The 24,102-nt window shown below is 56.0% G+C and carries 21 protein-coding genes; 14 read left to right on the forward strand and 7 right to left on the reverse strand.

The features are described 5' to 3' along the window. Positions 1-11 precede the first annotated feature (11 nt). The 9 genes from cysS to SR894_RS09760 all read left to right on the forward strand — a co-directional run bounded on the left by cysS (position 12) and on the right by SR894_RS09760 (position 11,010). Positions 12-1,421, forward strand: coding sequence for a cysteine--tRNA ligase (gene cysS / locus SR894_RS09720; RefSeq protein WP_223289022.1), 1,410 nt, complete (start codon positions 12-14; stop codon positions 1,419-1,421). 117 nt (positions 1,422-1,538) lie between these two features. Then, positions 1,539-2,465, forward strand: a complete 927-nt coding sequence (gene osmF / locus SR894_RS09725; RefSeq protein ID WP_223289021.1) for a glycine betaine ABC transporter substrate-binding protein OsmF — start codon at positions 1,539-1,541, stop codon at positions 2,463-2,465. 48 nt (positions 2,466-2,513) lie between these two features. After that, positions 2,514-3,713 carry an ABC transporter permease gene (locus tag SR894_RS09730; protein ID WP_223289020.1) on the forward strand — a complete coding sequence of 400 codons (1,200 nt, stop codon included), beginning with the start codon at positions 2,514-2,516 and terminating at the stop codon, positions 3,711-3,713. Next, a complete protein-coding gene (locus tag SR894_RS09735) occupies positions 3,710-4,672 on the forward strand; it encodes an ABC transporter ATP-binding protein (protein ID WP_133732883.1) in 963 nt (320 codons plus the stop codon). The genes SR894_RS09730 and SR894_RS09735 overlap by 4 nt, the downstream gene beginning before the upstream one ends. Beyond that, entirely contained in the window at positions 4,653-5,438 is a 786-nt protein-coding gene (locus SR894_RS09740; protein WP_275951334.1) for an ABC transporter permease, read from the forward strand. Before SR894_RS09735 ends, SR894_RS09740 begins: the two co-directional genes overlap by 20 nt. A gap of 198 nt (positions 5,439-5,636) precedes the next feature. Next, positions 5,637-6,839, forward strand: a complete 1,203-nt coding sequence (locus SR894_RS09745; RefSeq protein ID WP_223289019.1) for a thiamine pyrophosphate-dependent dehydrogenase E1 component subunit alpha — start codon at positions 5,637-5,639, stop codon at positions 6,837-6,839. 1 nt (position 6,840) lies between these two features. Then, positions 6,841-7,818 (forward strand): alpha-ketoacid dehydrogenase subunit beta, encoded by a 978-nt coding sequence (locus SR894_RS09750; RefSeq protein ID WP_133732880.1) that lies wholly within the window; start codon positions 6,841-6,843, stop codon positions 7,816-7,818. A 38-nt stretch (positions 7,819-7,856) separates the two neighbouring features. Further along, positions 7,857-9,125 (forward strand): 2-oxo acid dehydrogenase subunit E2, encoded by a 1,269-nt coding sequence (locus SR894_RS09755; protein WP_223289018.1) that lies wholly within the window; start codon positions 7,857-7,859, stop codon positions 9,123-9,125. 37 nt (positions 9,126-9,162) lie between these two features. Then, entirely contained in the window at positions 9,163-11,010 is a 1,848-nt protein-coding gene (locus tag SR894_RS09760; RefSeq protein ID WP_223289017.1) for a protein kinase domain-containing protein, read from the forward strand. 25 nt (positions 11,011-11,035) lie between these two features. On the opposite strand, the gene SR894_RS09765 is transcribed toward SR894_RS09760, so the two are convergent. The 7 genes from SR894_RS09765 to SR894_RS09795 form a co-directional block, all read right to left on the reverse strand. After that, positions 11,036-11,656, reverse strand: a complete 621-nt coding sequence (locus tag SR894_RS09765) for an ABC-type transport auxiliary lipoprotein family protein (protein WP_223289016.1) — start codon at positions 11,654-11,656, stop codon at positions 11,036-11,038. Continuing rightward, complete coding sequence (locus tag SR894_RS09770) at positions 11,653-12,594, reverse strand: MlaD family protein (protein WP_223289015.1); 942 nt, start codon at positions 12,592-12,594, stop codon at positions 11,653-11,655. Before SR894_RS09770 ends, SR894_RS09765 begins: the two co-directional genes overlap by 4 nt. Before the next feature lie 6 nt (positions 12,595-12,600). Next, positions 12,601-13,425, reverse strand: coding sequence for an ABC transporter ATP-binding protein (locus SR894_RS09775; RefSeq protein WP_223289027.1), 825 nt, complete (start codon positions 13,423-13,425; stop codon positions 12,601-12,603). After that, on the reverse strand, positions 13,425-14,555 hold the full coding sequence (locus tag SR894_RS09780; RefSeq protein ID WP_223289014.1) for an MlaE family ABC transporter permease: 1,131 nt from the start codon (positions 14,553-14,555) through the stop codon (positions 13,425-13,427). The genes SR894_RS09775 and SR894_RS09780 overlap by 1 nt, the downstream gene beginning before the upstream one ends. A gap of 93 nt (positions 14,556-14,648) precedes the next feature. Next, positions 14,649-15,470, reverse strand: coding sequence for an IclR family transcriptional regulator (locus SR894_RS09785; protein WP_027959572.1), 822 nt, complete (start codon positions 15,468-15,470; stop codon positions 14,649-14,651). Positions 15,471-15,572: 102 nt separating this feature from the next. Further along, positions 15,573-16,781: a 3-oxoadipyl-CoA thiolase gene (locus SR894_RS09790; RefSeq protein ID WP_223289013.1), complete on the reverse strand. Its 1,209-nt coding sequence runs from the start codon at positions 16,779-16,781 to the stop codon at positions 15,573-15,575. A 29-nt stretch (positions 16,782-16,810) separates the two neighbouring features. Then, on the reverse strand, positions 16,811-18,340 hold the full coding sequence (locus tag SR894_RS09795; protein ID WP_223289012.1) for a 3-hydroxyacyl-CoA dehydrogenase: 1,530 nt from the start codon (positions 18,338-18,340) through the stop codon (positions 16,811-16,813). A 218-nt stretch (positions 18,341-18,558) separates the two neighbouring features. Between SR894_RS09795 and SR894_RS09800 the strand changes: the two genes are divergently transcribed. From SR894_RS09800 to SR894_RS09820, 5 genes are all read left to right on the forward strand, one after another. Next, positions 18,559-19,710, forward strand: coding sequence for an acyl-CoA dehydrogenase family protein (locus tag SR894_RS09800; RefSeq protein ID WP_172420765.1), 1,152 nt, complete (start codon positions 18,559-18,561; stop codon positions 19,708-19,710). Further along, a complete protein-coding gene (locus SR894_RS09805) occupies positions 19,710-21,311 on the forward strand; it encodes a class I adenylate-forming enzyme family protein (protein ID WP_223289011.1) in 1,602 nt (533 codons plus the stop codon). The genes SR894_RS09800 and SR894_RS09805 overlap by 1 nt, the downstream gene beginning before the upstream one ends. After that, positions 21,308-21,757 (forward strand): PaaI family thioesterase, encoded by a 450-nt coding sequence (locus SR894_RS09810; protein ID WP_223289010.1) that lies wholly within the window; start codon positions 21,308-21,310, stop codon positions 21,755-21,757. Before SR894_RS09805 ends, SR894_RS09810 begins: the two co-directional genes overlap by 4 nt. After that, positions 21,754-23,142 (forward strand): hypothetical protein, encoded by a 1,389-nt coding sequence (locus tag SR894_RS09815; RefSeq protein ID WP_223289009.1) that lies wholly within the window; start codon positions 21,754-21,756, stop codon positions 23,140-23,142. The genes SR894_RS09810 and SR894_RS09815 overlap by 4 nt, the downstream gene beginning before the upstream one ends. A gap of 145 nt (positions 23,143-23,287) precedes the next feature. Further along, a complete protein-coding gene (locus SR894_RS09820; protein WP_133730513.1) occupies positions 23,288-24,037 on the forward strand; it encodes an electron transfer flavoprotein subunit beta/FixA family protein in 750 nt (249 codons plus the stop codon). The last annotated feature ends 65 nt before the right edge of the window (positions 24,038-24,102 follow it).

Below are 24,102 nucleotides of genomic sequence, written 5' to 3' on the forward strand. Positions count from 1 at the left end.
TGGATAGCCATATGCATATTTACAATACGCTGACGCGCCGCAAAGAACCTTTCACCCCGCTGGAAGCGGGTAAAGTGAGCATGTATGTCTGCGGCATGACGGTGTATGACTACTGCCACTTAGGTCATGCTCGCGTCATGGTCGCCTTTGATGTCATTACCCGCTACCTTCGGGAGCGCGGCTATGACGTTAACTACGTACGCAACATTACCGATATCGACGATAAGATCCTCAAGCGCGCCGACGAGAATGGCGAAAGTATCACTGCGCTGACAGAGCGCATGATTGATGCCATGCACGAAGACGAGGCGCGCCTGTTTGTATTGCCGCCCAGCCATGAGCCCCGCGCCACCGGCCATATCGACGATATCGTGGCCATGATTGAAACCCTGATTGAAAAAGGCTTTGCCTACGCGGCCGATAACGGGGATGTCTACTATCGGGTGCGCAAATTTGCTGATTACGGCAAGCTCAATAATCGCCAATTAGACGATATGCGTGCAGGTAGCCGGGTTGATGTGGATGTTCATAAAGAAGACCCGCTCGATTTCGTGCTGTGGAAGGCCGCCAAGCCGGGGGAGGCGCACTGGGCGTCACCCTGGGGTAACGGCCGGCCTGGCTGGCACATCGAGTGCTCGGCGATGTCGACCTGCTGCCTGGGTGATACCTTCGATATTCATGGCGGCGGGCCGGATCTAACCTTCCCGCACCATGAAAATGAGATCGCTCAAAGCGAAGCGGCCACTGGCAAAACCTACGTCAATACCTGGATGCACGCCGGCGCCGTGCGGGTGAATCAGGAAAAGATGTCCAAATCCTTGGGCAACTTTTTCACCATTCGCGATGTGCTGGCCGAGCACGACCCAGAGGTGGTGCGCTTTCTGCTGGTGGCTAGCCACTACCGTAGCCCGATCAACTACTCGGTTGATTCACTGACCGAGGCACGTAAATCGCTAACGCGCTTGTACACCGCGCTGGAAGGTATTGAGCTAGGCGATGCTGACGCAAATGGTGATGCAAGTGGGGACGCTTCGGCTTACCGTGAACGCTTTACCCAGGTAATGGACGATGACTTCAATACGCCAGAAGCCCTGGCAGTGATGTTTGAGCTGGCTCGGGAGGTCAATCGCGCCAAGCAAGAGCAGCCTAATGAAGCTGCCAGGCTGGCGGGCGAGTTAAAGCAGCTTGGGTCTGTTTTGGGGCTTCTTCAGCAGGTGCCACAAACGTTCTTAAAAGGCACACAGCAGCAGGGTATGCCGCTCAGTGAGAGCGAGATCGAAGCGAAAATTGCTCAGCGCATTGAGGCTAAGACGAATAAAGACTTCGCCCAGGCTGATGCGATCCGCGATGAGCTTGCCGCTTTAGGGATTATTCTCAAGGACTCCCGAGAAGGCACGTCTTGGGTATTTGAAGCACCTTAACCCAAAACCTTTCTCTCTCGTTGGTGGCTTATGCGCTAACTTAAACGCAGGAGGCTCTTATAATGACTATATAAGAGCCTCCGTCGTTTAAAAGCCCGCTTCAAAAGGAATTCAAAGATGCGCTTTTCAGCCAATTTTTTCATTGCTAAGCCCTTAATCGCTGCATGTGCTGTATCACTTGCGGCATTCTCCCAAGCCAGCGCTAACGAGCCCGTGGTGGTGTCATCGAAAATCGATACAGAAGGCTCTGTTCTGGGTGAGCTGATTATTCAGACCCTGGAGCGCAATGACATTGCGACCGAAAACCGCTTACAGCTGGGCGGAACTAGCGTTGTCCGCGCTGCGCTTGAAGCGGGTGAAATTGACCTTTACCCAGAATACACGGGGAATGGCGCGTTTTTTTTCGATATGACCGATAGTCCAGTATGGAATAATGCAGATCAAGCTTATGAAACAGTGCGCGAGCGTGATGCGCAGCAAGGCTTGATATGGCTGCAGCCTGCCAGCGCTAATAACACTTGGGCAATGAGCGTCCGCGAGGATGTGGCTGAGGAAAATGAGCTGGTGAGTCTAGAAGATCTCGCCGCCTATTTGGCTGACGGCGGTGAGTTCAAATTTGCTGCAAGCGCTGAGTTTGTCGAATCTTCACAAGCACTGCCCGCATTCCAGGAAGCCTACGGTTTTGAGTTGAGTGATGATCAACTGTTGGTGCTCTCTGGTGGTAATACCGCCGCTACCATGCGTGCTGCCGCCCAACAGACCAGCGGTGTTAATGGCGCTATGACCTATGGCACGGACGGTGGCTTAAGTGCGCTGGGGCTGGTCGTGCTGGAAGATACCAAGGGCGTGCAACCGGTGTATCAGCCTGCCACGGTAGTGCGTGAAAGCGTGCTTGAAAGCTATCCAGAAATAGAAACGCTGCTCAATGAGGTTTTCACCAGTCTTGATCTGGTCACACTGCAAACGCTCAATGCCGATGTCGCCGTTAACGGGCTGTCTCCATCCCAAGTGGCCAGCGACTACCTCGATACGCTCAATAATTAATGCCTGGTACTCTTATAAATTAATGCTAACGCTCGGGATAACTAATTAATGTCGTTGATGGATGCACTGCCCACCCCGCGACTTCGTTGGGAAGGGTGGCACCCTAACGTTGTGCTCGTTAGCCTGAGCCTTATTATGCTGGCCGCATTCTGGTTATTTGATGTGGTCAGCATGGCCCCAAACCGGATTGTGTTGGGGACAGGGTATGGCGCACTGGAGGCTTTTGGCTGGCCAGGCGCGCTATTAGCAACGCTACTGCTTTCCTTTATTGGTATTCTCGCGTGTCAGCCAACCCATCGCCACTATCGAGCACTGTTAGCGGCGGTGATAGTGATCATGGCGCTAATGCCGGTGGGGTTGATGGCGAGCAGCTATTTACTGATTGACCCTGAGAGGCCCCAAGCGCGTTTAGGCTTGGGAACGGCGTATTGGGTTGTTCTGTTTGTACTGCTGCTGTGCTTAGTGGAACTGCGTCTACGCTTAAATCTCACGCGGATATGGCCCACGCTATTGTTATGCGGTGTTGCGGTGGTGTGGTGGCTATGTGCAGCTTTTGGGCTGGAAACGCTGGCTCTCGTTCAAGAATTTAAAGCCCGTGATCAGCAGTTTCTAAGTGCCGTCGCGCAGCATATTAAGCTGGTCGGTATCGCCGTCAGCGTGAGTATTGTGCTTGGGCTAGCGCTTGTCATGCTGATGAGACGCTATGCCAGGCTCCAGAAGGGCGCGTTCGCAGTGCTCAATTTTCTTCAAACCATTCCCAGCTTGGCGCTATTCGGTCTATTGCTGGCGCCACTAGCCTGGCTTGCCGCCAACGTGCCATTTTTAGGCCAGCTTGGCGTTAGCGGTATTGGCACTACGCCCGCTTTAATTGCACTGATTGCCTATAGCCTGCTGCCTATTGTGCGCAATACCTACACCGCGCTTGAACAAGTGAGTCCCGAGACCTTAGAAGCCGCCAAAGGAATGGGCATGCGTGCCGGGCAGCGCTTTTGGCAGGTGCGGTTACCGCTGGCGCTGCCGGTGCTGTTGGAAGGGGTGCGTATTACCACTGTTCAGGCGATTGGGCTCACCGCCGTTGCGGCTCTGATTGGTGCGGGCGGGCTGGGTACGTTTATTTTTCAAGGCTTGGGTCAGGCCGCCATGGATATGGTGCTGCTTGGCGCGCTGCCTATTTTAATGTTGGCTCTGGTGGTGGATGCGGGCTTAGGTGCCTTGGCAGAAGCGCTGCGCCCCGGAGGAACAAGATGATTGAGCTCTCCCACGTATCCAAGCGGTTTGGGGATGAAACCGCGGTGGACGATATTTCGCTACGGGTAGCGAAGGGTAAATTCTGTGCCTTGGTGGGTACCTCTGGCTGTGGTAAATCGACCACGCTACGTATGATCAACCGCTTAATTGAGCACAGCGAAGGCGACATCATCCTTGATGGTCAGGCGATTGACGCCTACGACCCGGTGAAGTTACGCCGCCGGATTGGCTATGTGATTCAGCACACCGGGTTGTTTCCCCATTGGAACGTTGCGCGCAACATCGGTCTGGTGCCACGGTTATTGAAGTGGTCAGCAACGGACGTCCAGTCACGAGTAGCCGAATTGATGCATTTGCTCGGTTTGCCGGTGGATGAGTTTGGCCATAAATACCCGCATCAGCTTTCCGGGGGGCAAGCGCAGCGAGTGGGTGTTGCACGTGCCTTGGCGGCAGACCCGGATATTCTGCTGATGGATGAACCCTTCGGTGCGCTTGATCCTATTACCCGTGAAAAGCTACAGGATGAGCTGGCCAAGCTACAGGCACGTTTGCACAAAACCGTGGTATTTGTGACCCACGATATGGATGAAGCGCTTAAGCTGGCAGATCATTTGGTTGTGATGCGCGAAGGCCGAATCGTGCAACAAGGTTCTCCGCTGGCGCTATTACAAAGCCCCGCTGACCCTTTTGTCGAGTCGCTTTTGGGTGGTCTGGACAGGGGCCTTAAACAAGCAGCGTTAACCCGTGTGAAAGATCACATGACCTCCATGGGGCCTACTTTGCCCTCGCAGTCGCGCATCCCGGGGACTTTTTCGCTCCGTCAGGCGCTCTCCATGATGCTGCGCGATCATAGCGACCGATTGACCGTTGTTGATCAACATGATGTACCGGTCGGCGAGCTATCGTTGCGGAGAATTATCAAGGAGGCTCAACTGGATAATGGAAACCCGCGTGAGTAATTCGCTAAGCGTCGCCCAGTCCCACAAAAAAGCCCCGCCATGGCTATGGCCATTGCTTTGGGGAGCGCTGCTAATGATTAGCGTCGTTACCATGTCGGCCGCCGAGCCCCTGTTTCGCTGGATAGAGCCCGAGGCCCGGCAGGTCATCTACGATCGCGCCGGATTTGTAACCTTGCTAGGCCGCCACCTCTTTGTGGTCGGCATTGCAGCACTGGTAACCATTATCGTGGGAGTAGCGGCGGGCATCGCCGTTACCCGCAGTTGGGGCAGTGATTTTTTACCCCTGGTGGCGCAGTTGGCATCGCTTGGACAAACGTTTCCCCCAGTGGCGGTTTTAGCGCTGGCGGTGCCCGTTCTGGGGTTTGGTACCTTACCCATTATTGTTGCGTTAATGCTCTACGGGCTACTGCCTATCGTGCGCAATACCCTTGCCGGTTTGCAGGGCGTCGAGGGCGATTTAAAAGCGGCTGCTCACGCGATGGGCATGAAGCCTGGGCAAATCCTGCGCCAAGTTGAACTGCCTCTGGCAGCGCCGGTCATCCTGGCGGGCATCCGTACCTCGGTGACCATTAATATTGCCACTGCCGCGTTAGGGGCTACCGTGGGAGCCAGTAACCTGGGCGACCCGATTATCTCCGGCATTGTGAACGGCAATATGGCCTATGTGGTGCAAGGGGCGCTGACCATTGCGTTGTTGGCTCTGACGATCGATAGCTTGTTCGAAGTGCTGCAGCGTCAGCTGCGTGCACGCAGCTCCGATGCCTAATTTTCCTGTGTCTTAATAACCCTTTGTTTTAACCTCTCTGCGTCTTAAGTAGCATCCCTAAAGTCCTTGCGCTGCGTTATTGTCCTTAACGTTGTGGTAGCTAGATGTTGCGTTGGCCTATGACAGATAAATCCACTGGCATAAACGGTCAATACCAACAACACTGCCCTCAAAAGGGGTAAAACAAGGACAATAATGATGACACAGTATGTACACCAGCCGGACTTCATGACCGGCGACGAATTTTCGATTCCTACCTTCAGTCTGCTTAACCCCGAGGGTGAGCTGCATAGCGGCGCTGATGAGCCCGCGCTGGAGCGTGATCATGCCCGGCGTATCTATCAGGCAATGCTGGCCACGCGCATTCTCGATGAACGCATGATGGCGGCTCAGCGCCAAGGGCGGCTGAGCTTCTATATGCAGTGTACCGGGGAGGAGGCCGCCGTAGTAGGCGCCACTGCTGCGCTCAATGACGCCGATATGATTATGGCGCAGTACCGCGAGCAGGGAGCTTTAATGTATCGCGGCTTCTCCATCGACGAATTTATGAATCAGCTGTTCGGCAACGAGCTGGACTACGGCAAAGGCCGTCAAATGCCGATTCACTATGGGTCGCGCAAGTTGCACTACATGACCATCTCGTCTCCCTTAGCGACTCAGATTCCTCAGGCCACGGGCTACGCCTACGGGCAAAAACTCGCCGGCAACGGTCACTGCACGTTAACGTTTTTTGGTGAAGGCGCTGCCTCAGAGGGTGATTTCCACGCCGCGCTGAATATGGCCTCAGTGCATCAGGTGCCGGTGATTTTCTTCTGCCGTAACAATGGCTATGCGATTTCCACTCCTGCCGTCGAGCAGTTTGCGGCAGACGGTATCGCACCGCGTGCCTTTGGCTACCACATGTATGTGATCCGGGTAGATGGCAACGACGTGCTGGCTGTTTACGAGGCAACCCGGCTGGCACGTAAGATCGCCGTTGAGCAAAATCAGCCGGTATTGATCGAGGCCATGAGCTATCGCCTTGCCGCACACTCCTCTTCCGATGACCCTTCTGGCTACCGCTCGAAAGATGAGGAGGAGGTGTGGCGCGCCAAAGACCCACTGCTGCGGCTGCAAAAATGGCTCCTGAAGAAACAGTGGTGGAGCGAAGAGGAGGAGGCCACCCAGCAGGAAACCCTGCGACGTGAAGTGCTAGAAACCATGAAGCGGGCTGAGAAGCGCTCATCGCCGCCACTAGAGAGCCTGATCAGCGATGTGTATGCCGATATCACCCCAGCGTTGCAGCGCCAATTCGATCAGTTAAAACTCCATATTCGTCGCTACCCAGAGGCTTATCCCCGCGGGGCGCAGTCGTTGGATTTAGACGTGGGCACCGAGACTGATACTCAGGGAGAGGCGTAACATGGCTACCATGAACATGCTCCAGGCAATTAATAATGCACTGGATATCGCCATGGCAGAGGATGAAAAAGTCATCTGCTTTGGTGAAGACGTGGGTATTTTTGGGGGTGTATTTCGGGCCACCAGTCACCTGCAGGAGAAGTACGGCAAAGCACGCTGTTTCAATACGCCACTTGTCGAGCAGGGCATTATCGGCTTCGCCAATGGCTTGGCGGCCCAAGGCTCGGTGCCTGTGGCAGAAATACAGTTTGCCGACTATATCTTTCCGGCGTTTGACCAGATCGTTAACGAAACCGCCAAGTTCCGCTACCGCTCAGGCGATCTGTTTAACGTTGGTGGTCTGACCATTCGCACCCCTTACGGTGGCGGTATCGCTGGTGGCCTTTATCACTCTCAATCACCGGAAGCCTATTTCACCCATACACCTGGATTAAAGGTGGTGGTGCCGCGCAACCCCTATCAGGCCAAAGGGCTACTGCTTGCCGCTATTCGCGATCCGGATCCGGTGCTTTTTCTGGAGCCGAAGCGTCTTTATCGCGCTTCAGTCGGCGAAGTGCCCGAAGAGGATTACCAGCTACCCATTGGCGAAGCCGAAATCACCAAAGAGGGCACCGATATTACCGTGGTGGGCTGGGGCGCGCAGATGGAGGTAATCGGCAAAGCGGTCGAGTTAGCCGAAGAGCAGGGCATCGCCTGTGAAGTGATCGATCTGCGCTCACTGCTGCCCTGGGATGCCGACACGGTAGCGGAATCCGTATTTAAAACCGGCCGCCTGGTCGTCAGCCATGAAGCTCCGCTAACCGGCGGCTTTGCTGGTGAAATCGCAGCCACTATTCAAGAGCGTTGTTTTCTCTACCTGGAATCGCCCATAGCCCGGGTGACGGGCCTGGATACGCCTTTCCCGCTGGTGCTGGAAAAAGAGTATCTGCCTGATCACCTGAAGATTTTTGAAGCGATTCGCGAAAGCGTCAACTTTTAGCGCCTATTAATGCCTAAGTACGCATGGGGAGAACAACAATGAGCGATTTTTTACTGCCTGATATTGGCGAAGGTATCGTCGAGTGCGAAGTCGTCGAGTGGCGCGTCGCTGAAGGCGATCAAATTGAAGAAGACCAGCCTATCGTTGAAGTCATGACCGACAAGGCGCTGGTGGAAATTACCGCCCCCGAAGCCGGTATCGTGACCAAGCTGTATGTGGCCCAGGGCCAAATTGCCAAAGTGCATGCGCCGCTGTATGCCTATCAAGTGGATGGGGCAAGTAACAATATGAGCGAGGCCGAGCCAGAAGTGGCGCAATCGGCCTCCAGAGATAAGCCGGTTGCACAGACGACTGAACCGTCCACTGCTGCAAGTTCCCCGGCTGCTGGTCGCTTATATGACAAGGTCCCAGCCAGCCCAGCCGTCAGGCGCCTGGTGCGTGAACATTCTTTACAGCTCACGGAGATCGCTGGCAGCGGCAAAGATGGTCGGGTGCTAAAAGAGGATGTGCTGGCGCATCTAGACCAAGCATCCCCAGGTGCAGCTTCAGCTAACAACAACGTTGTTAGCAATCAAACTGTTAAAAACCCAATCGAAACCCAGGCGCCCAGAGTGGAACCCCTCCGCGGCGTGCGGGCGGTCATGGCCAAGCGCATGGTCGAGGCAGCCAGCACCATTCCACATTTTCACTACGGTGAAGAGATCGACGTAACTGCACTGCTGGCGCTGCGGGAGCGCTTAAAGCCGCTAGCCGAGGCCCAGGGCGAACGGCTGACGCTAATGCCGTTTTTTATGAAAGCCATGGCGCTAGCCGTTGCCGAAGAGCCCATCGTTAATGCCCAGTTAAATGCCGCGGGGGATGAGCTGCACTACTACCACCAGTGCAATATCGGTATGGCGGTAGATAGCAAGTCAGGCCTGATGGTGCCCAATGTTAAAAACGTTGAGCGCTTAACTCTGTTGGAAGTTGCCCGGGAAGTTGGCCGATTAACCACCTCAGCCCGGGAGGGGCGGGTTGATCAGGCGGATCTAAAAGGCGGCACCATTAGTATTTCCAATATCGGAGCGCTGGGAGGCACCTACGCCGCGCCGATCATTAACGCCCCAGAGGCCGCTATTGTGGCGATTGGTAAAACCCAGTGGCTACCGCGCTTTGATGAGCAGGGCGCGGTGCAGCGCCGGGCGATTATGACCATCACCTGGGCGGGCGATCACCGCTTTATAGACGGCGGTACCATTGCGCGCTTCTGTAATGCCTGGAAGGCTTTCCTGGAAGCCCCTGAAACCATGCTGCTTCACTTGGCGTGAAAACGGTGTTGGTGTAAATCACTGTTGGTGTAAATCAATGTATCAGGCACCGCTTCAGCAGTTTTATATACCCGAAGAGCAGTCGGTCTACCTGCTGAGTCATCACGATGCCCGTAAGCTAAAAGATTGGGTGGCGCTGTGCCAAGCGCAGCTCACCCAGTTGGGTTATCAGGACATCGAGCTCATTGGCAAGGGCGCCTACGGCTTTGTATTTGCTGGCAGCACCATCCACCAAGGCGCTATAGCGCACTATGTCTTTAAGTTCTCCCGCATTACCCTGCCCACGCACTTGCAGGAGCGCCTCGAAGAAGAGGCGTTTATGCTTGATCAAGTCTCGCATCCGCGAATACCGGGTTTAATCGCTTACCAGCGCTCCCGGGGGCAGTCCATTCTGGTAATGGAGCGTGCCCCCGGCTGGAATTTAGAGCAGGTATCGCTTAAGCAGGGACGCCTCTCCCCACGCTTGATTGTGCGCATAGCGGCGCAGTTGGCCGACATACTGACTGCCCTGCGCCGGGAGTCAGGCCCCCAGGCACGGCCGGTGGTGCATGGCGATATTAAGCCCTCTAACTTGGTGTATGACGCCGAGCAGGAGTCTATTGCGCTGATCGATTGGGGCTCGTCGGTATTTGCCCAATTAGATGCTCAACTGCAGTTTGTGGGCGCCAACGTCATGGAGCTGATGTCGGATAATCTGCAGCAAACCAATGCCCGCCTGGGCGATGTTTACTTTATCGGCGAAGAGCAGTTAAACGGCGCACTGTCATCGCCGCGGTTCGATGAGCAGGGCGCAGCGGGAACCCTGTATGCGCTGGCGTCGGCGCAATCGTGTCGATTTGGCCATCGGGCGATTCCCGCCAGTTCGCTGGGTTTGCCGATGGAGTTAGCCCGCACCCTGGATGGCATGCTCGACCCCGACCCTCAGGTGCGGCGCAAAGCGGGCGACTACTTTTTAGACAACATGCCGCGAATGGCCAGGGTGGTAATGATCGATCTGCCTGCATCGCTCAATGTACCGCTGGTGCCTGTATGGGCGCGACCCGCGCATCAGGAGATCGATACCGTGGTCTATAGCTCGCGCAAAGCCTTTTTACGCGAGGCGAATGCCCAGGAAACCCTGAATGATGTCAATGATGTGCAGTTAGACCGCTACTATAAGCAGTTTATGCAGGGTATGGGGGAAACCGAAAAGGCCTTTTTGGCCTCGGTCAGCCGACTGGGTAAATATCCGGTGGTGGGGGGCTTGGCGGTTCGCTGGGAGCGCGAAGGGGTGTATATCGATTCGTCGTTGAATTTACACGACCCGGCGTTGAAGCCTGCCTTTATTGAAGCGGTCAATAATATGGTGCACCTGGCGCGGGCGATTCACCGCCAGGGCGTGTTTAAAAGCTGCTTGTTTAATGCGCGCCAAACACTGCACTTAGAGCGAGCTTCTGTCGATGAGGCGTTTGTCAGCGAACCCAGCATGGCGATAGGTTATGAGTTGAGCGCAGTGCCGGAGCTTGAAGATCGCACCCGTCAGCACAGCTATTTCGAAGATGGCCCCGACCCAGAAGAGCTGTTGGTTTTGCCCGAGGCGATTATGCATGTGCTGCTGCAGCTCAATGACATACACCATACCGGCATGATCATTTTTGAAGCGCTGCCACAGCACCTCAAAATACATAGCTACTACCGTCTGCTGGATCCGGCTCGAGAGGGCGAGTTCCGCACACTGCTGGCGCGCATTCTCGCCTCGGTAGACCAAATCGAGGGCCTAGGCGTCTCGGGTTACATGAAAATGCCCTACAAGGACACTCGATACTTCACTCATCTTGAAAGCCAGCCGGAACGCTACTACCCCCGCGACCCGCGGGAGTATGCCCGCAGGGCAACAACGCCCTAGTCACGCTGGCTTAGTTAATGCTAGCTTAATCAAGGGTATTAGCTTCCTGCTGATTGGCTAGCCAGTTGACCAGCTGCTCAGTAAGGTCGTCACTAGCAGCACCAAATGCATCAACCACATCAGGAATATCGGTGCTTATAGCTTGCGCGCTGGTGGTAAAGCTCTGAGTAGCGATTGAAGCGCGGTTTTGAGTGCTGACGAGCTGAACATCGAGCTGAACCTTCACCGTGGGCGGATGAGTAGCGTAGTCGCTCTGAAAGTGACGTAGCTCACTCAGCAGCAATCGCTCGGAAGGCAGGCTATCGCTACCCACACTGGCGAATAGGCGGCTCTGCTGTAACCCAGTGATCAAGCGCGATTGGAGTAATGCAGGGGCATTCTCCTGCCAGCGGGCAGCTTCGTACACATTAACCACATTACCCTCTGGGTAAACCACAATGCGGTTGCTACTCAGTAAATGCCCCGCCTGTGGAGCAGCCACCGCCAGGCGTTGGCGGGTGGCCATGGAATCTGATGTGACGGGCTGTATATCGCTACTGGGCAGACGATACAGGGTCGCTGGCTCACTTTCGGGCAATATTGAGCAGCCACTGCTGAGTAGCAGCGCAGCGCTAACTAAAACGATAGCAGTGGGGCGTAATGTCATGGGCGGAACTCCTCTACCTGATCACGGCCCAGGAAAAAGTCTGTTGGGCTCTCCTCTAGCTGGCGGGTAATACGATCGAGTGTATCAAGGGTGGAGCGTAGCGAAGAGAGCGCCGGAGCAATATCTTGCGCGCCCTGCAGGCTGCCTTCGATGGCACCAGCGTTAGTTTCCACTAACTGCTCAATGCGTTGAGCCGCCCGGGCCACATCGCGACTCGCATCAGCGGCGCTCTCCATTACCAGCCGGCCATCTTGACGCAGCAGCTGTGTCGCTTCCTGGCTAAGTGCGTCGATGCTGCTGAGTGTGGTCGTCGCTTGGCGAGTGGCTTCGCCGAAAAGCGCCATATTCTGATCCAGGGCCTCCTGCTGGGCGGCAATCATTTCGGTAATCTGAGCAATGTTGGTTAAAATATTGCCTGCCTGAGCGCGGTTGTTATCGTCAAACAGCTCGTTAACGTTTTTCAGGATTGAGTTGATGTTCTCGATCATATCTTCGCCTTCATCGAACAGCGTGGCGATGGGCGAAGGGTCTGCGCGTATAAACGGCGCTTCGATATCGGTTTGATCAATCAGCAGCGGGGCTTCAGGGGTGCCGCCGTGGAGTTGCACGGACATGCTGCCGGTGATGCTGGCAAAGGCAAGTTTTGCCCGGGTATCTGTCTTGATCGGTGCGTCATCGTAAACGCGGATATGGGCAATCACTTGCCGAGGGTCATCGGGATTGAGGTTAAGCTCGGTGACGTCCCCCACCTCAATACCGTTATATTGTACTCGGCTGCCGACCGATAAGCCGCTAACGCTGCGCTCAAATAGAATGCGGTAAGGCTGGTAGCTACGTTCGCCTGCTGCATAGCTCATCCATAGCGCAAACAGCAGCGCCGCTGCGGCGGTGCCCAGCGTGAATAAACCGATTAACACGTGATGCGCGCGGGTTTCCATCTACCCTCACTCCTGTGTGTAAGCATTCATTGAAGAGGCAGTATGAGCACTTTGCGCGGCTCGACCACGCGGCCCGTGAAAGTAGTCTTGAATCCATTCATCGTCGGTCTCCGCGACCTTGTCGATGGTATCCACCACCAACACGCGTTTCTGGGAGAGCACGGCGACCCGATCGCAGGCGGCGTAGAGCGTATCCAGGTCATGGGTGACCAGAAATACGCTGAACCCCAGCGCATCGCGAAGGGTGACCAGCAACTGATCGAAGGCCGCCGCACCAATAGGGTCAAGCCCGGCGGTTGGCTCATCCAGAAACAGGATGTCAGGATCAAGGGCTAAGGCACGGGCAAGGGCGGCGCGCTTGACCATGCCGCCAGACAGCGACTCAGGAAACTGCAGCGCGGCCTGTGGCGGAAGCCCGACCAACGCTAGCTTGACCCTGGCAAGATGCTCGGCGTCTTCACGGGGTAGCCTGGCGTGTTCAATTAGCGGTAGGGCAATATTCTCTTGCAAGTTCAGCGAGCTGAACAGCGCACCGCGCTGAAACAGTACGCCAAAGCGCCGCTCTATTTGGCTGCGCTGTGCCTCGTTAAGCTCGTTAAGAGTTGTGCCTAGGACTTCAACCGTGCCGTCATTGGGGCGCTTCAAACCGACGATGCTGCGTAACAGCACTGATTTGCCGGTACCAGAACCGCCTACAACGCCGAGGATTTCTCCGCGTTCAAGGGTCAGATCTAAATTTTCGTGAACCACATGAGCGCCAAAGCGGTTCACCAAGCCTCGAACCTTAATGACCGGTTGGTCGTTTTGCTCTGTCGGTTTATCTGAATCCATCACCAGCCCATCTCCATACAGAATAGCGCGGCGACGGCATCAATCAGAATCACCATAAAAATCGATTGAACGACGCTTGACGTGGTGTGTTCTCCCACCGACTGTGCACTGCCGCTGACCTTAAAGCCTTCCAGGCAGCCGATAACGGCGATCACAAAGGCAAACACCGGGGCTTTGCTTAGCCCTACCAAAAAGTGTGTCACCGATACGTCTTTTTGCAGCGTGGTCAAAAACTGGGTTAGTGAAATATCCAGTGATAGGGAGGTGACCATGGCGCCCCCCGCTAAGCCGCTGAGCATACCTACAAAGGCGAGCATGGGCAGGCTAATTAACATCGCCATTACCCGCGGGAGCACCAAAAGCTCGATAGGATCAAGGCCCTGAGCCTGCAGGGCATCTATCTCTTCATTGGATTTCATGGCGCCAATTTGGGCGGTAAAGGCACTGGCGGTTCGTCCCGCGAGTAGGATCGCAGCAAGCAGAACACCGAACTCTCGCAAGAATGAGAACGCAACAAGATCGATGGTATAAATCGTGGCGCCAAAATCCTGCAAAACGGTAGCGCCAAGGAAAGCCACGACGGCGCCCACCATAAAGGTGAGTAGCGCGACGATGGGTACAGCATTAAGACCGCTCTGCTGGATATGGGCCACGGTGGCCGTTAAGCGCCAGTGGCGTGGCCGCAATACCAGCTGGAAGAGGGTGGCCACGACGAGACCAATAAAGGCCAGCAGCTGGCGCTGCTGAGACCAAAGCCCCACCATATGTTGACCCACGCTGGCAAGCGCTTGGTTAATACGCGAATAGGAAGGAGGATCAACGTCAAGCGGGGCTTCCATGGCTTCGGCAATACGCACCAGCAGCGCCTGCTGCTCTTTCGGCAGTTCTGCTGCCCAATCCGCTACCGCCTGCGCTTTCTCAACGCCAATCAGCTCCACAATGAGTATGGCACCAGCGGTATCAAGGCGGGTTATTGCGTCTAGTGAAACCGTCGCATCCGTTGGCTTGCCAGGCTCAGTTCGAGTGTCACTTTGCTGAAGCGCCGCTTTGATATGGCGATAATTGGCAAGTGTCCACTCGCCTTTAAGGGTTACTGTTTGATCATGACGCGCTATCCACTCGCTTGGCATCCCCACTCCTTGGCGCTCTTGGTATCGATGCGCTTGTTTAGAAGTCTATGATGCATTCAAACGAGCGTTAGTTAAAGTCTCCCTAGCTTGAATTTACCTTGCCGAGCGGTTTCTTGGCGCTAGTTCCTGCTTAATCTGATTAGCGACTTCTTTGAGACGGGGGCCTAAGTTATTAACCAAGCGATCGTGATCCAAGCGCAGGCTGGAGCCGCCGCAGTTAATCGCCATGACCTCGGCGCCATCTTCCAAAATCAGCGGCATCGCCACCGCGCTAATATCGCGCTGCCAATCCTGCTCAGAGAGGCAAAAGCCGTACTGCGCATAGTCTTTGAAGCTCTGTTGTATGCCCGCTTCATAACGCGGCCAGTCGCTGCCATACTCGCTGGCCAACTCTTGCAGTACCTGCTGGCGTCGTTCGTCAGACAAGCCGCATAGCCATGCACGACCAATCGCAGAAGTAGCAATGGGCAGGCGGGAGCCCGTGTCCAGGCGAATGATTAGCGGGCCATGGCCGTGGCAGGTTTCCAAATAAACCATATCACTGCGGTCGGCCCCGCCCAGGCTAACATTACAGTCGGTGGCATCAGCAAATTTCTGTAGATGCGGGCGAGCAATCTCGCGAATGCCCATATTAGCGAGAAAGCGATACCCCAAGGCTAAGACACCTGGCCCAAGGCGGTACTTTTCCAGGTGGGTATTGTGCTGGAGATAGCCCAACTGGGTCAGGGTATAGGTTAACCGTGACACCGTCGGTCGAGGGATACTCGTACGGTTGGACAGCTCAGCATTGCCTAAATACTCTTCACCTGCGCCAAAGGCGCGCAGCAACTCTAAACCGCGCGCGAGCGCAGTCACAAAGTTACGATCTTTTCCGGGCAACTGCGGGTCGTCAGCATCAGTGTCGGTGGGGTGCATTCAATATCCCAACATTCGGTGGCTTATGGCGCCCAGTATCGCATATCTACTTAGACGCAGCGTTCATGCCTATCAACGAAATAGCGGCTGTTTGACACTAAATCAGCCGTCCAGACGCTCGATAATTGTGGCAATGCCCTGACCGACGCCGATGCACATGGTGACCAACGCGTAGCGCCCACCGGTCGCCTCAAGCTGTCGGAGAGCCGTAAGCGCCAAGCGTGCTCCTGAAGCCCCCAGAGGATGACCAATGGCGATGGCGCCGCCGTTGGCGTTCAAGCGTGGATCATCAACGTAGAGCCCTAACTGCTGCACGCAGCCAAGCACCTGAACGGCAAACGCCTCGTTGATTTCAATTACATCCATCTGCTCAAGGGTAAGCCCGGCACGCGCCAACGCCTTTTGCGAAGCGGGTACTGGCCCCAACCCCATAACCCGCGGTGCAACACCGGCAACGGCGCTGGCGACAATGCGCGCGCGTGGTGCTAGGCCCATACGTTCACCGGCGGCCATGGTACCCACAATCATGGCAGCGGCGCCGTCATTCAAACCCGAGGCATTGCCGGCGGTGACAACGCCACCCTCAAACAGCGCGCCCAGTTGGGCCAGTTTGTCTTCGGTGCTTTGCGGGCGGGGGTGTTCGTCTTTATCTACCATCAGTGGCGGCTGTTTACGTCCTTGGGGCACCTCTACGCCAAACATCTCGCCGTCGTAAAAGCCTGAGGCCAGCGCTTGGGCGTAACGGGCCTGAGAGCGGGCGGCAAAGGCGTCGCTTTCAGCGCGACCAATATTCAGGTCGTGGGCAATGTTGTCAGCAGTTTCCGGCATGCTGTGGCTGCCGTACTCCTTCGCAATCCAGGGGTTGGGAAAGCGAGAGCCAATCACCGTATCGTACATCGGCTGGTTGCGCGCATAGGGGGAGTCCGCTTTACCCAATACATAGGGCGCCCGAGACATGGACTCAACGCCGCCCGCTAAAAACAGCTCGCCTTCACCTAGCCGTGCCGCCCGGGCGGCATCCATCATCGCTGCCAGGCCGCTGCCGCAAAGTCGGTTAACGGTTTGTCCTGCTACTTCGATGGGCAGGCCTGCCAACAATGCGCCGTGACGGGCCACATTGCGGGAGTCTTCCCCCGCCTGGTTGGTGCAGCCTGCCAGCACCTCTTCATAGCTTTCAAGTGCGAACGGGTTGCGGGCTACCAGTGTTTTAAGCGTCAGCCCCAACAGCTCATCTGGGCGAATAGCCGCTAAGCTGCCGCCGTGGCGACCAAAAGGGGTGCGTAAACCGTCGTAAATATAGGCGTCTTGCATGGTGGTGCTCCTTGTTGTTGGTAGGTTCATTAAGCGACGGTTAGCAACATTTTTAGCGCAGCGCGGCGGCGCAACCAGGGACTTGGCCGATAGCGTGGGTCGCCGGTGGCCTCAAGCAGGTTGGTCAATATCGTCATGATGCGCGTGGCGCCGTAATGGTCGCCCATACGCAATGGGCCGAAGGGGTAGCCCAAGCCCAGCTCAACCGCTCGGTCGATCGTTGTGGGTTCTGCCACGCCTTGCTGGGCAATATCGGCACCGACGTTGACGATGCAGGCAATAATGCGCTGAAGAACGAAGCCGTTGCTGTCCTGCAGAGTGCTTACCGGCGTACCGTCATGATTGAGCAGGCTTTGCGCTGCTTGAATGAAAGCGGAGTGTGTGATTGGCGTGGCCATCAGGCTGCGGCGTTTATCGAGCCCTGCGAGCATATCCACTGCTACGCACTGCTTGGCGTCTAGCCCCTGGCGTAACGAACAACTGGTGGCATCTTCACCGAAAGGGGTAAGCAGACAAAGCGCCTGTTCAGTGGGCTGCGTGCCGGTTTCTAACGACCAGCCCGCCGCATTCACCAGCCCGGTGAGTGCTTTGGCGCTCTCGGGGTCATCCTGGCTAATCCATACCGGGCATGGAGACACAGTAGTGATGGCAGGCTCATCCGGCATTTGCTGCTTGCCTTCCTCGTAGCGGTAAAAGCCTTCGCCAGTTTTGCGCCCCAGCAAGCCCGCGGCCAAGCGTTGCCGGGTTAAAGGTGACGGGCGAAAACGCGCTTCTTCATAGTACTGGTGATACACCGACTCCATCACGGCGTGGGAAACGTCCAGACCGGTAAGGTCAAGCAGGGTAAAGGGCCCCATCCGAAATCCGCCCTGATCAACCATAATGCGATCAATGGTCGCCGGGTCAGCGACGCTTTCGCCTAAAAGTCGCAGCGCTTCAGTACCGAAGGCACGCCCGGCATGGTTAACCAGAAACCCAGGGGTATCGGTGGTCTGGGCCGTAAAGTGGCCCATGGATTGACCTAGAGCATTGACTCGCTGAGTCACCTCATCGGTGGTACGCAGGCCAGGGATGACCTCGGCAATCTTCATCAGCGGCACGGGATTAAAGAAGTGAAAGCCAATAACCCGCTCAGGGTGCTGGCAGGCGGCGGCAATGGCCGTGACAGAGAGTGAAGAGGTATTGGTCGCCAATACCGCCTGTTGGCTGACGATTGCTTCTAAATCGCCAAACAGCCCCTGCTTGGCCTCCAGCTTCTCGACAATGGCTTCCACCACAATATCGCAGGGGGCGAGCGCGGCAAGCTCGCTGGCTTCCATCAACCGTTCACTATAGTGCTGCGCCTGTTCTGCATTAATGCGCTGCTTTTCGACACTTCTCTGCCATAAGCCGTTGATAAAGGCTTTCGCTTCTTGTACGGCGCCCTCTTTAACGTCGAAAAGCATGACGTCTAGACCGGCCTGGGCAGCCAACTGCGCGATGCCACGTCCCATGGCGCCGGTGCCGACGATGCCAAGTGTGGTAAAGGGGGGAGGTGTTGATGTTGATTCGCTAGCCATACGCTAATTCCTCTCTGCAAATGAATGCATATTTAGCATTGTAATTCTGCATTGCAAAATAGTGTTCCAATTATTGACTGCCATCCTAGGCTATGCAAAAGTGCCTGACAAGAATAGTGGACAATAGTTTTGCTATGCAAAATACATGTGTTGTCCACGCCCAGCGCTACTTCGAATGATAACTCTAACTATAAAACCCGTTGCCACCAGGAGCCGTCATGATTCGCGATCCAGAATTGATTAACCAGCTTGTTGATACCATCGCTCGTTTTGTCCGTGAGCGCCTAATTCCTAATGAGGCACGCCTAGCCGAGGAGGATGCGGTGCCCCCAGAAATTCTTGCGGAAATGAAAGAGATGGGCCTGTTCGGGCTATCGATCCCTGAAGAGTACGGCGGCCTGGGCCTGACCATGGAGGAGGAGGCGCTGGTGGCGATGGAAATTGGTAAAACCTCGCCTGCCTTTCGCTCGGTGTTTGGCACTAATAATGGCATCGGCGCCCAGGGTATTTTGATTGATGGTACTGATGAGCAGAAAGCCAAGTATGTGCCACGCTTGGCCACGGGCGAGATTCTTAGCTCGTTCTGTCTCACCGAGCCCGATTCCGGCTCCGACGCCGCCAGCCTGCGCACGACGGCGGTGCGGGATGGCGATGACTATATCTTGAACGGCACCAAGCGTTATATCACCAACGGCCCAGAAGCCGATCTGTTTACCGTGATGGCGCGTACTGACCCAGAGAATAAAGGCGCAGGCGGTATTTCAGCCTTTATCGTCGAAGGTAATACTCCAGGGCTGGTACGCGGCCCTGCGGATAACAAGATGGGCCAGAAGGGCGCCCATACCTGCGATATTATTTTCGACAACTGCCGAGTGCCCGCTGAAAATATTATTGGCGGAAAAGAGGGGCAAGGCTTTAAAACGGCGATGAAGGTGCTAGACCGCGGGCGGCTGCATATTTCGGCGGTTTGTGTAGGTGTGGCCGAGCGCTTAGTGGAAGAGTCGCTGCGCTACACCATGGAGCGTAAGCAGTTTGGTGCGGCGCTTGCCGAGCATCAGCTGATCCAAGCCATGTTGGCGGATAGCAAAACCGAAGCCTATGCAGGCAAAACCATGGTGATGGATGCCGCACGGCGTAAAGACGATGGCGAAAATGTTTCGACACTGGCCTCCTGCTGCAAACTTTTCTGCGCAGAAATGGTGGGCCGTGTCGCAGACCGCGCGGTGCAGGTTCACGGTGGGGCGGGCTACATGTCGGAATACGCGGTTGAGCGGTTTTACCGCGATGTGCGGCTATTCCGTATTTACGAAGGCACCACCCAGATTCAACAAATCGTCATTGCTCGCAATATGGTGCGGGAGGCGTCCTAATGGCTTTATCGGTTTCCTACCAAGCGCCGGACGAGGCTATTTTTGGGCGCCTTGCCAGCGAGCTGGTGGCCGAGCTTCCCGAGCGCCTCAGTACCCGCGTGCTTGAAAATGCCAAGCTGCTTGGCGAGCATCCGGCTATCGTGGATGGCAATGTGCGCTGGAGTTATGCGGAGCTTGGTCAAGAAATACACGCCGCCTGTGAGTGGTTAAGCGCATTGGGCATTCGCCCTGGCGACCGGATTATGACGGTGAGTGAAAACTGCCGCGCTCTGGTCGTGCTGCTACTGGCTGCCAGCGAGCTGGATGTCTGGGTGGCTATCGTTAATTCGCGCCTCTCAGCACAGGAAGTTGACCTAATTCAGGGCAACTGCCTACCTCGGCGAGTCTTCTATACCTGTGAAGCATCCCAAGAGGCGTGCCAGCACGCCGAGCGCCACGCGGCTGACCGCTACCAGCACCCTCAGTTGGGTGGGCTGGCCATTTCGCCGCTGTATGACAGCGAGCCCGAGCCGGTCTGCGCGAGCGGCGCCGAGCAGGTGGCGGCGATGATCTACACCTCGGGCACCACTGGCACACCTAAAGGCGTCATGCTGACCCATCGTGGTATTCTCTATATCGCCTCGATTTCAGGCGGCATGCGTCATTTAAGCGAAGGACAGCGGGTCTACGGCGTGCTGCCCATGTCCCATGTGTTTGGCCTCTCTTCGGTATGTATGGGGTCGCTCTATAACGGCGCCTGCCTGTATACCGTGCCGCGCTTCGATGCCGCCCATATGCTGGCAACGCTGAAGCAGGAGCGCATTACCGTTCTCCAGGGCGTGCCGGCGATGTATGCCCGGGCGTTAGAGTTTTTAAAACGTGAGCAGCGCCCGTTGGAAGCACCTGAGCTAATTTATATGTCAGCAGGAGGTTCGCCGTTAGATAGCGACACCAAAGTGCGGGTAGAGTCCGCCTTTGGGCTGACGCTGCATAACGGCTACGGTTTAACCGAGGCCAGCCCTACCATAAGCCAGACCCGCATCGATGACCGCCATGCAACTAGCACCGTTGGCCGGGTATTGCCTTTGCTTGAGTACCGCCTGGAACCGCTTAGCGACAGCGGAACTACCGAGCAGCCTGGAGATGAAGTAGGTGAGCTATGGGTGCGCGGGCCAAACATTATGAAAGGCTACTTTCGTCAGCCGGAAGCCACTCGGGCCACTCTAACTGACGATGGTTGGCTCAATACCGGCGATATCGCCAAGCTCGATCACCAGGATCAACTCTATATTGTTGGGCGTAGCAAAGAGCTGATTATCCGCTCCGGCTTCAATATCTACCCGCCGGATGTGGAAGCGGTGATTAACGAACACCCTGCGGTCACGCTTACCGCCGTAGTGGGGCGTCAAATCGCCGGAAACGAAGAAGTCGTGGCGTTTGTGCAGTGCGAGCCGGGCGTTGACGTTGATCTGGCGGAGCTCAAGGCGTTTATCGCTGAGCGGTTGGCGCCTTACAAACGGCCTACTCAAATTGTATTGATGGATACGCTACCTTCCACCGCCAGCGGCAAAATTCTTAAAGGACGATTGCGCGATTTAGCCCAGCAGGAGAGCGGCTCATGAGTCATTCACCTCAGCAAGCGTTAATGGGCTACCACGAACTGCTGGGCATGCACGTCGTTGAGTGGGAAGAGGGCCGAGTAGTCGTTGAACTGACCATTGAGCCAAAACACCTAAACCGCAGCGGCAACGTTCATGGTGGTGTATTGGCTTCAATGCTGGATAGCGCTTTAAGCCTTGCCGGTTTGCACTGCGATGTGCCGGGCAATATTCGCCGAGGAATGACACTCTCATTAACCACGACCTTTGTGGGCCCTGCCCGGCAAGGTGTGTTGAAGGCAATAGGCACGGTTCGCGGCGGCGGACAGAAAACCTATATGAGCAGCGGTGAGATAGTCGATGACCAGGGCAGCTTAGTGGCCATGGGAGAAGGCTCCTTTCGGCGTCGCAGTGGCAGTGAATCCACAGAGGGATTTCCAGAAAACAAACCCCGGGAGCCAACTGAGTGAGCCCAGCCCGCCTGCGGGTTTCTCTGTTACTGCTGGTCACCTTGGCAACGCTGTTTCATCTGGTGGTTGGCAGCCTGTTTTGGCAAGCCGTCGGCATTGCCGCGCTGGCGCTCTATCTATTAACGCTTGTTGGCAAGCTAACGCGGATGGCCAGAGGGTTACTGTTAGCCGCGGGGATAGTGTCGCTGCTAGCGCTCTGGCACTCGTCGAACCCAGGCCAACTGCTGTTTGAAGCCAGTGGGCGTTTTGCGTTTTTTGCTACCTTTGTGGTGGCGTTGAGTATGCTACGTTTGCCTGCCTACCGTTCGCGCCTGGTGCGCCGCTGTGGGCAAAGCATGCTGCTTCAACCGCCTAGCCGCCGCTACCCGATTTTATCGCTTGGTTCTGCGCTGTTTGGGATTATTCTCAATATCGGCGTGCTTAACTTGTTTGCCGCCATGATTGAAAAGAGTAACACCCTAGTCGCGGCCCAAGGGCGCGCCTGGGTACGAGAGGCTCGCCAGCGGCGCATGATGTTGGCGCTGCTGCGCGGGTTTTCCCTGGCGCCGTTGATCTCCCCTATGGGCATTGGGGTGGCGGTAGTGCTGTCGAGCCTTCCCCAGGTCACTTGGCTGGAGCTTGCGCCGTATATTTTGGGTGCCGCTGCGCTGATTTTTCTGGCCGGCTGGGCGGTAGATTTTCTCACCGGCCCACATCCCCCTGCCAATAAAGCCCCTGTAGCTGCTCCTTCGTTACGTCCGTTGGCCCAGTTCAGTGTGTTGCTGCTGGGAATTGTGGCGCTGGTGTTTAGCCTTGCCTGGCTATTAACACTGCGCTTACCCATTGCCGCGCTGTTAGGTGCGCCCACGGGGGCGCTGATTTGGCTTGCCTGGCAGCGGCGCAGGCTTGGCTTCGGCGGGCTGCCTGCCGCGGTTAGCGCGGTGCATCGTCAGTTGCCGTGGCTGCTTTCGCCCAGTGCCAATGAGATCGTGGTGCTAGGGGCGGCGGGCTATTTGGGGCATTTATGCGTTGGGCTGGTGGACACTCAGCAGTTGGCGCCGCTACTAACGGTGTTGAACCCGTGGGGCGCCTTCAATGCCGTGCTGGCGATGCTGATGGTAGTGGGGCTGGCCCAGGTAGGTGTTAATCCTATCGTGACGGTAACGCTGCTGGTGGGACTGCTACCGCAGTTAGCCATTGAGGGGCTAACGCCTGCGCTGATAGGTGCATCGCTGATGGTAGGCTGGGCGCTGGCGCTAATGTCGTCGCCGATGACCGCATCAATGCTGATTTTGTCCCGATTTACCGGTGTACCCGCCACGCGTATCGGCTACCGCTGGAACGGCAGATTTCTGGTCGCCTCGATTCCGCTATTGGCAGCGTGGTTTGTATGGGCACCCTTTTAAAGGGGGGTAAGAATGCGGAAGCGCTTGACCTTTGTGCGGTGTTTTTTTAATGTTCTTGTCATAAAGTAAAATAGTATTCTGCTATGCAGAATTAAAGAATGGTTGAAACAAGATTAAATATTCTTAATCGCCAGGAGCACGCCTTATGAAAGTACTCGTCGCGGTGAAACGCGTCATCGACTATAACGTCAAAATCCGCGTTAAAGCGGATCACTCTGACGTTGATCTTACCAACGTCAAAATGGCCATGAACCCCTTCTGCGAAATTGCCGTGGAAGAGGCGGTACGCCTGAAAGAGAAGGGCGTGGCGACAGAAGTCGTCGCCGTCACGGTAGGGCCCAAAGCCGCCCAAGAGCAGCTACGTACCGCGCTGGCGCTGGGGGCGGATCGCGCCATCCATATCGAAACCGACGAGCGCGCCGAATCCCTGGCCGTGGCCAAGCTGCTGGCCAAAGTGGTTGAAGAAGAGCAGCCGGGGTTGGTGGTGTTGGGTAAACAGGCCATCGACACCGACAACAACCAGACCGGCCAAATGCTCGCCGCGCTCACCGGCCTGCCCCAGGGCACCTTTGCCTCGGAAGTAGCGGTCGACGGCGACAAGGTGAACGTGACGCGTGAAATTGACGGCGGCCTGCAGACCATCGCCCTGACACTACCGGCGATTGTCACCACCGACCTGCGTTTGAATGAGCCGCGCTACGCCAAGCTCCCCGACATCATGAAGGCCAAGAAAAAGCCGCTGGATGTGAAAACCCCCGCCGACTACGGCGTTGAGGTTGCCTCCAAGGTCAGCCTGCTCAAAGTCGAGTCGCCCGCCGAGCGCAAAGGTGGCGTCAAAGTCGCCTCGGTAGACGAGCTGATCGACAAGCTGAAAAACGAAGCCAAAGTTCTTTGAGATAAGCTCTTTAAGATAAGTGCTTTGAAAACCGTACTTTAAGAAAAGAGCTTTGAAAGGAGTTG

Origin of the sequence: Vreelandella neptunia, assembly GCF_034479615.1 — a bacterium.
GTDB lineage: Bacteria > Pseudomonadota > Gammaproteobacteria > Pseudomonadales > Halomonadaceae > Vreelandella > Vreelandella neptunia.

Bases quoted from the DNA above. Each gene is read 5' to 3' on its own strand.
- osmF (WP_223289021.1), top strand. From the start codon at position 1,539: ATGCGCTTTTCAGCCAATTTTTTCATTGCTAAGCCCTTAATCGCTGCA.
- SR894_RS09795 (WP_223289012.1), bottom strand. From the start codon at position 18,340: ATGGCTAGCGAATCAACATCAACACCTCCCCCCTTTACCACACTTGGC.
- SR894_RS09745 (WP_223289019.1), top strand. From the start codon at position 5,637: ATGACACAGTATGTACACCAGCCGGACTTCATGACCGGCGACGAATTT.
- SR894_RS09755 (WP_223289018.1), top strand. From the start codon at position 7,857: ATGAGCGATTTTTTACTGCCTGATATTGGCGAAGGTATCGTCGAGTGC.
- SR894_RS09775 (WP_223289027.1), bottom strand. From the start codon at position 13,425: ATGGATTCAGATAAACCGACAGAGCAAAACGACCAACCGGTCATTAAG.
- SR894_RS09785 (WP_027959572.1), bottom strand. From the start codon at position 15,470: ATGCACCCCACCGACACTGATGCTGACGACCCGCAGTTGCCCGGAAAA.
- SR894_RS09730 (WP_223289020.1), top strand. From the start codon at position 2,514: ATGTCGTTGATGGATGCACTGCCCACCCCGCGACTTCGTTGGGAAGGG.
- SR894_RS09800 (WP_172420765.1), top strand. From the start codon at position 18,559: ATGATTCGCGATCCAGAATTGATTAACCAGCTTGTTGATACCATCGCT.
- SR894_RS09790 (WP_223289013.1), bottom strand. From the start codon at position 16,781: ATGCAAGACGCCTATATTTACGACGGTTTACGCACCCCTTTTGGTCGC.
- SR894_RS09780 (WP_223289014.1), bottom strand. From the start codon at position 14,555: ATGCCAAGCGAGTGGATAGCGCGTCATGATCAAACAGTAACCCTTAAA.
- SR894_RS09820 (WP_133730513.1), top strand. From the start codon at position 23,288: ATGAAAGTACTCGTCGCGGTGAAACGCGTCATCGACTATAACGTCAAA.
- cysS (WP_223289022.1), top strand. From the start codon at position 12: ATGCATATTTACAATACGCTGACGCGCCGCAAAGAACCTTTCACCCCG.
- SR894_RS09740 (WP_275951334.1), top strand. From the start codon at position 4,653: ATGGAAACCCGCGTGAGTAATTCGCTAAGCGTCGCCCAGTCCCACAAA.
- SR894_RS09770 (WP_223289015.1), bottom strand. From the start codon at position 12,594: ATGGAAACCCGCGCGCATCACGTGTTAATCGGTTTATTCACGCTGGGC.
- SR894_RS09810 (WP_223289010.1), top strand. From the start codon at position 21,308: ATGAGTCATTCACCTCAGCAAGCGTTAATGGGCTACCACGAACTGCTG.
- SR894_RS09735 (WP_133732883.1), top strand. From the start codon at position 3,710: ATGATTGAGCTCTCCCACGTATCCAAGCGGTTTGGGGATGAAACCGCG.
- SR894_RS09805 (WP_223289011.1), top strand. From the start codon at position 19,710: ATGGCTTTATCGGTTTCCTACCAAGCGCCGGACGAGGCTATTTTTGGG.
- SR894_RS09760 (WP_223289017.1), top strand. From the start codon at position 9,163: ATGTATCAGGCACCGCTTCAGCAGTTTTATATACCCGAAGAGCAGTCG.
- SR894_RS09750 (WP_133732880.1), top strand. From the start codon at position 6,841: ATGGCTACCATGAACATGCTCCAGGCAATTAATAATGCACTGGATATC.
- SR894_RS09765 (WP_223289016.1), bottom strand. From the start codon at position 11,656: ATGACATTACGCCCCACTGCTATCGTTTTAGTTAGCGCTGCGCTGCTA.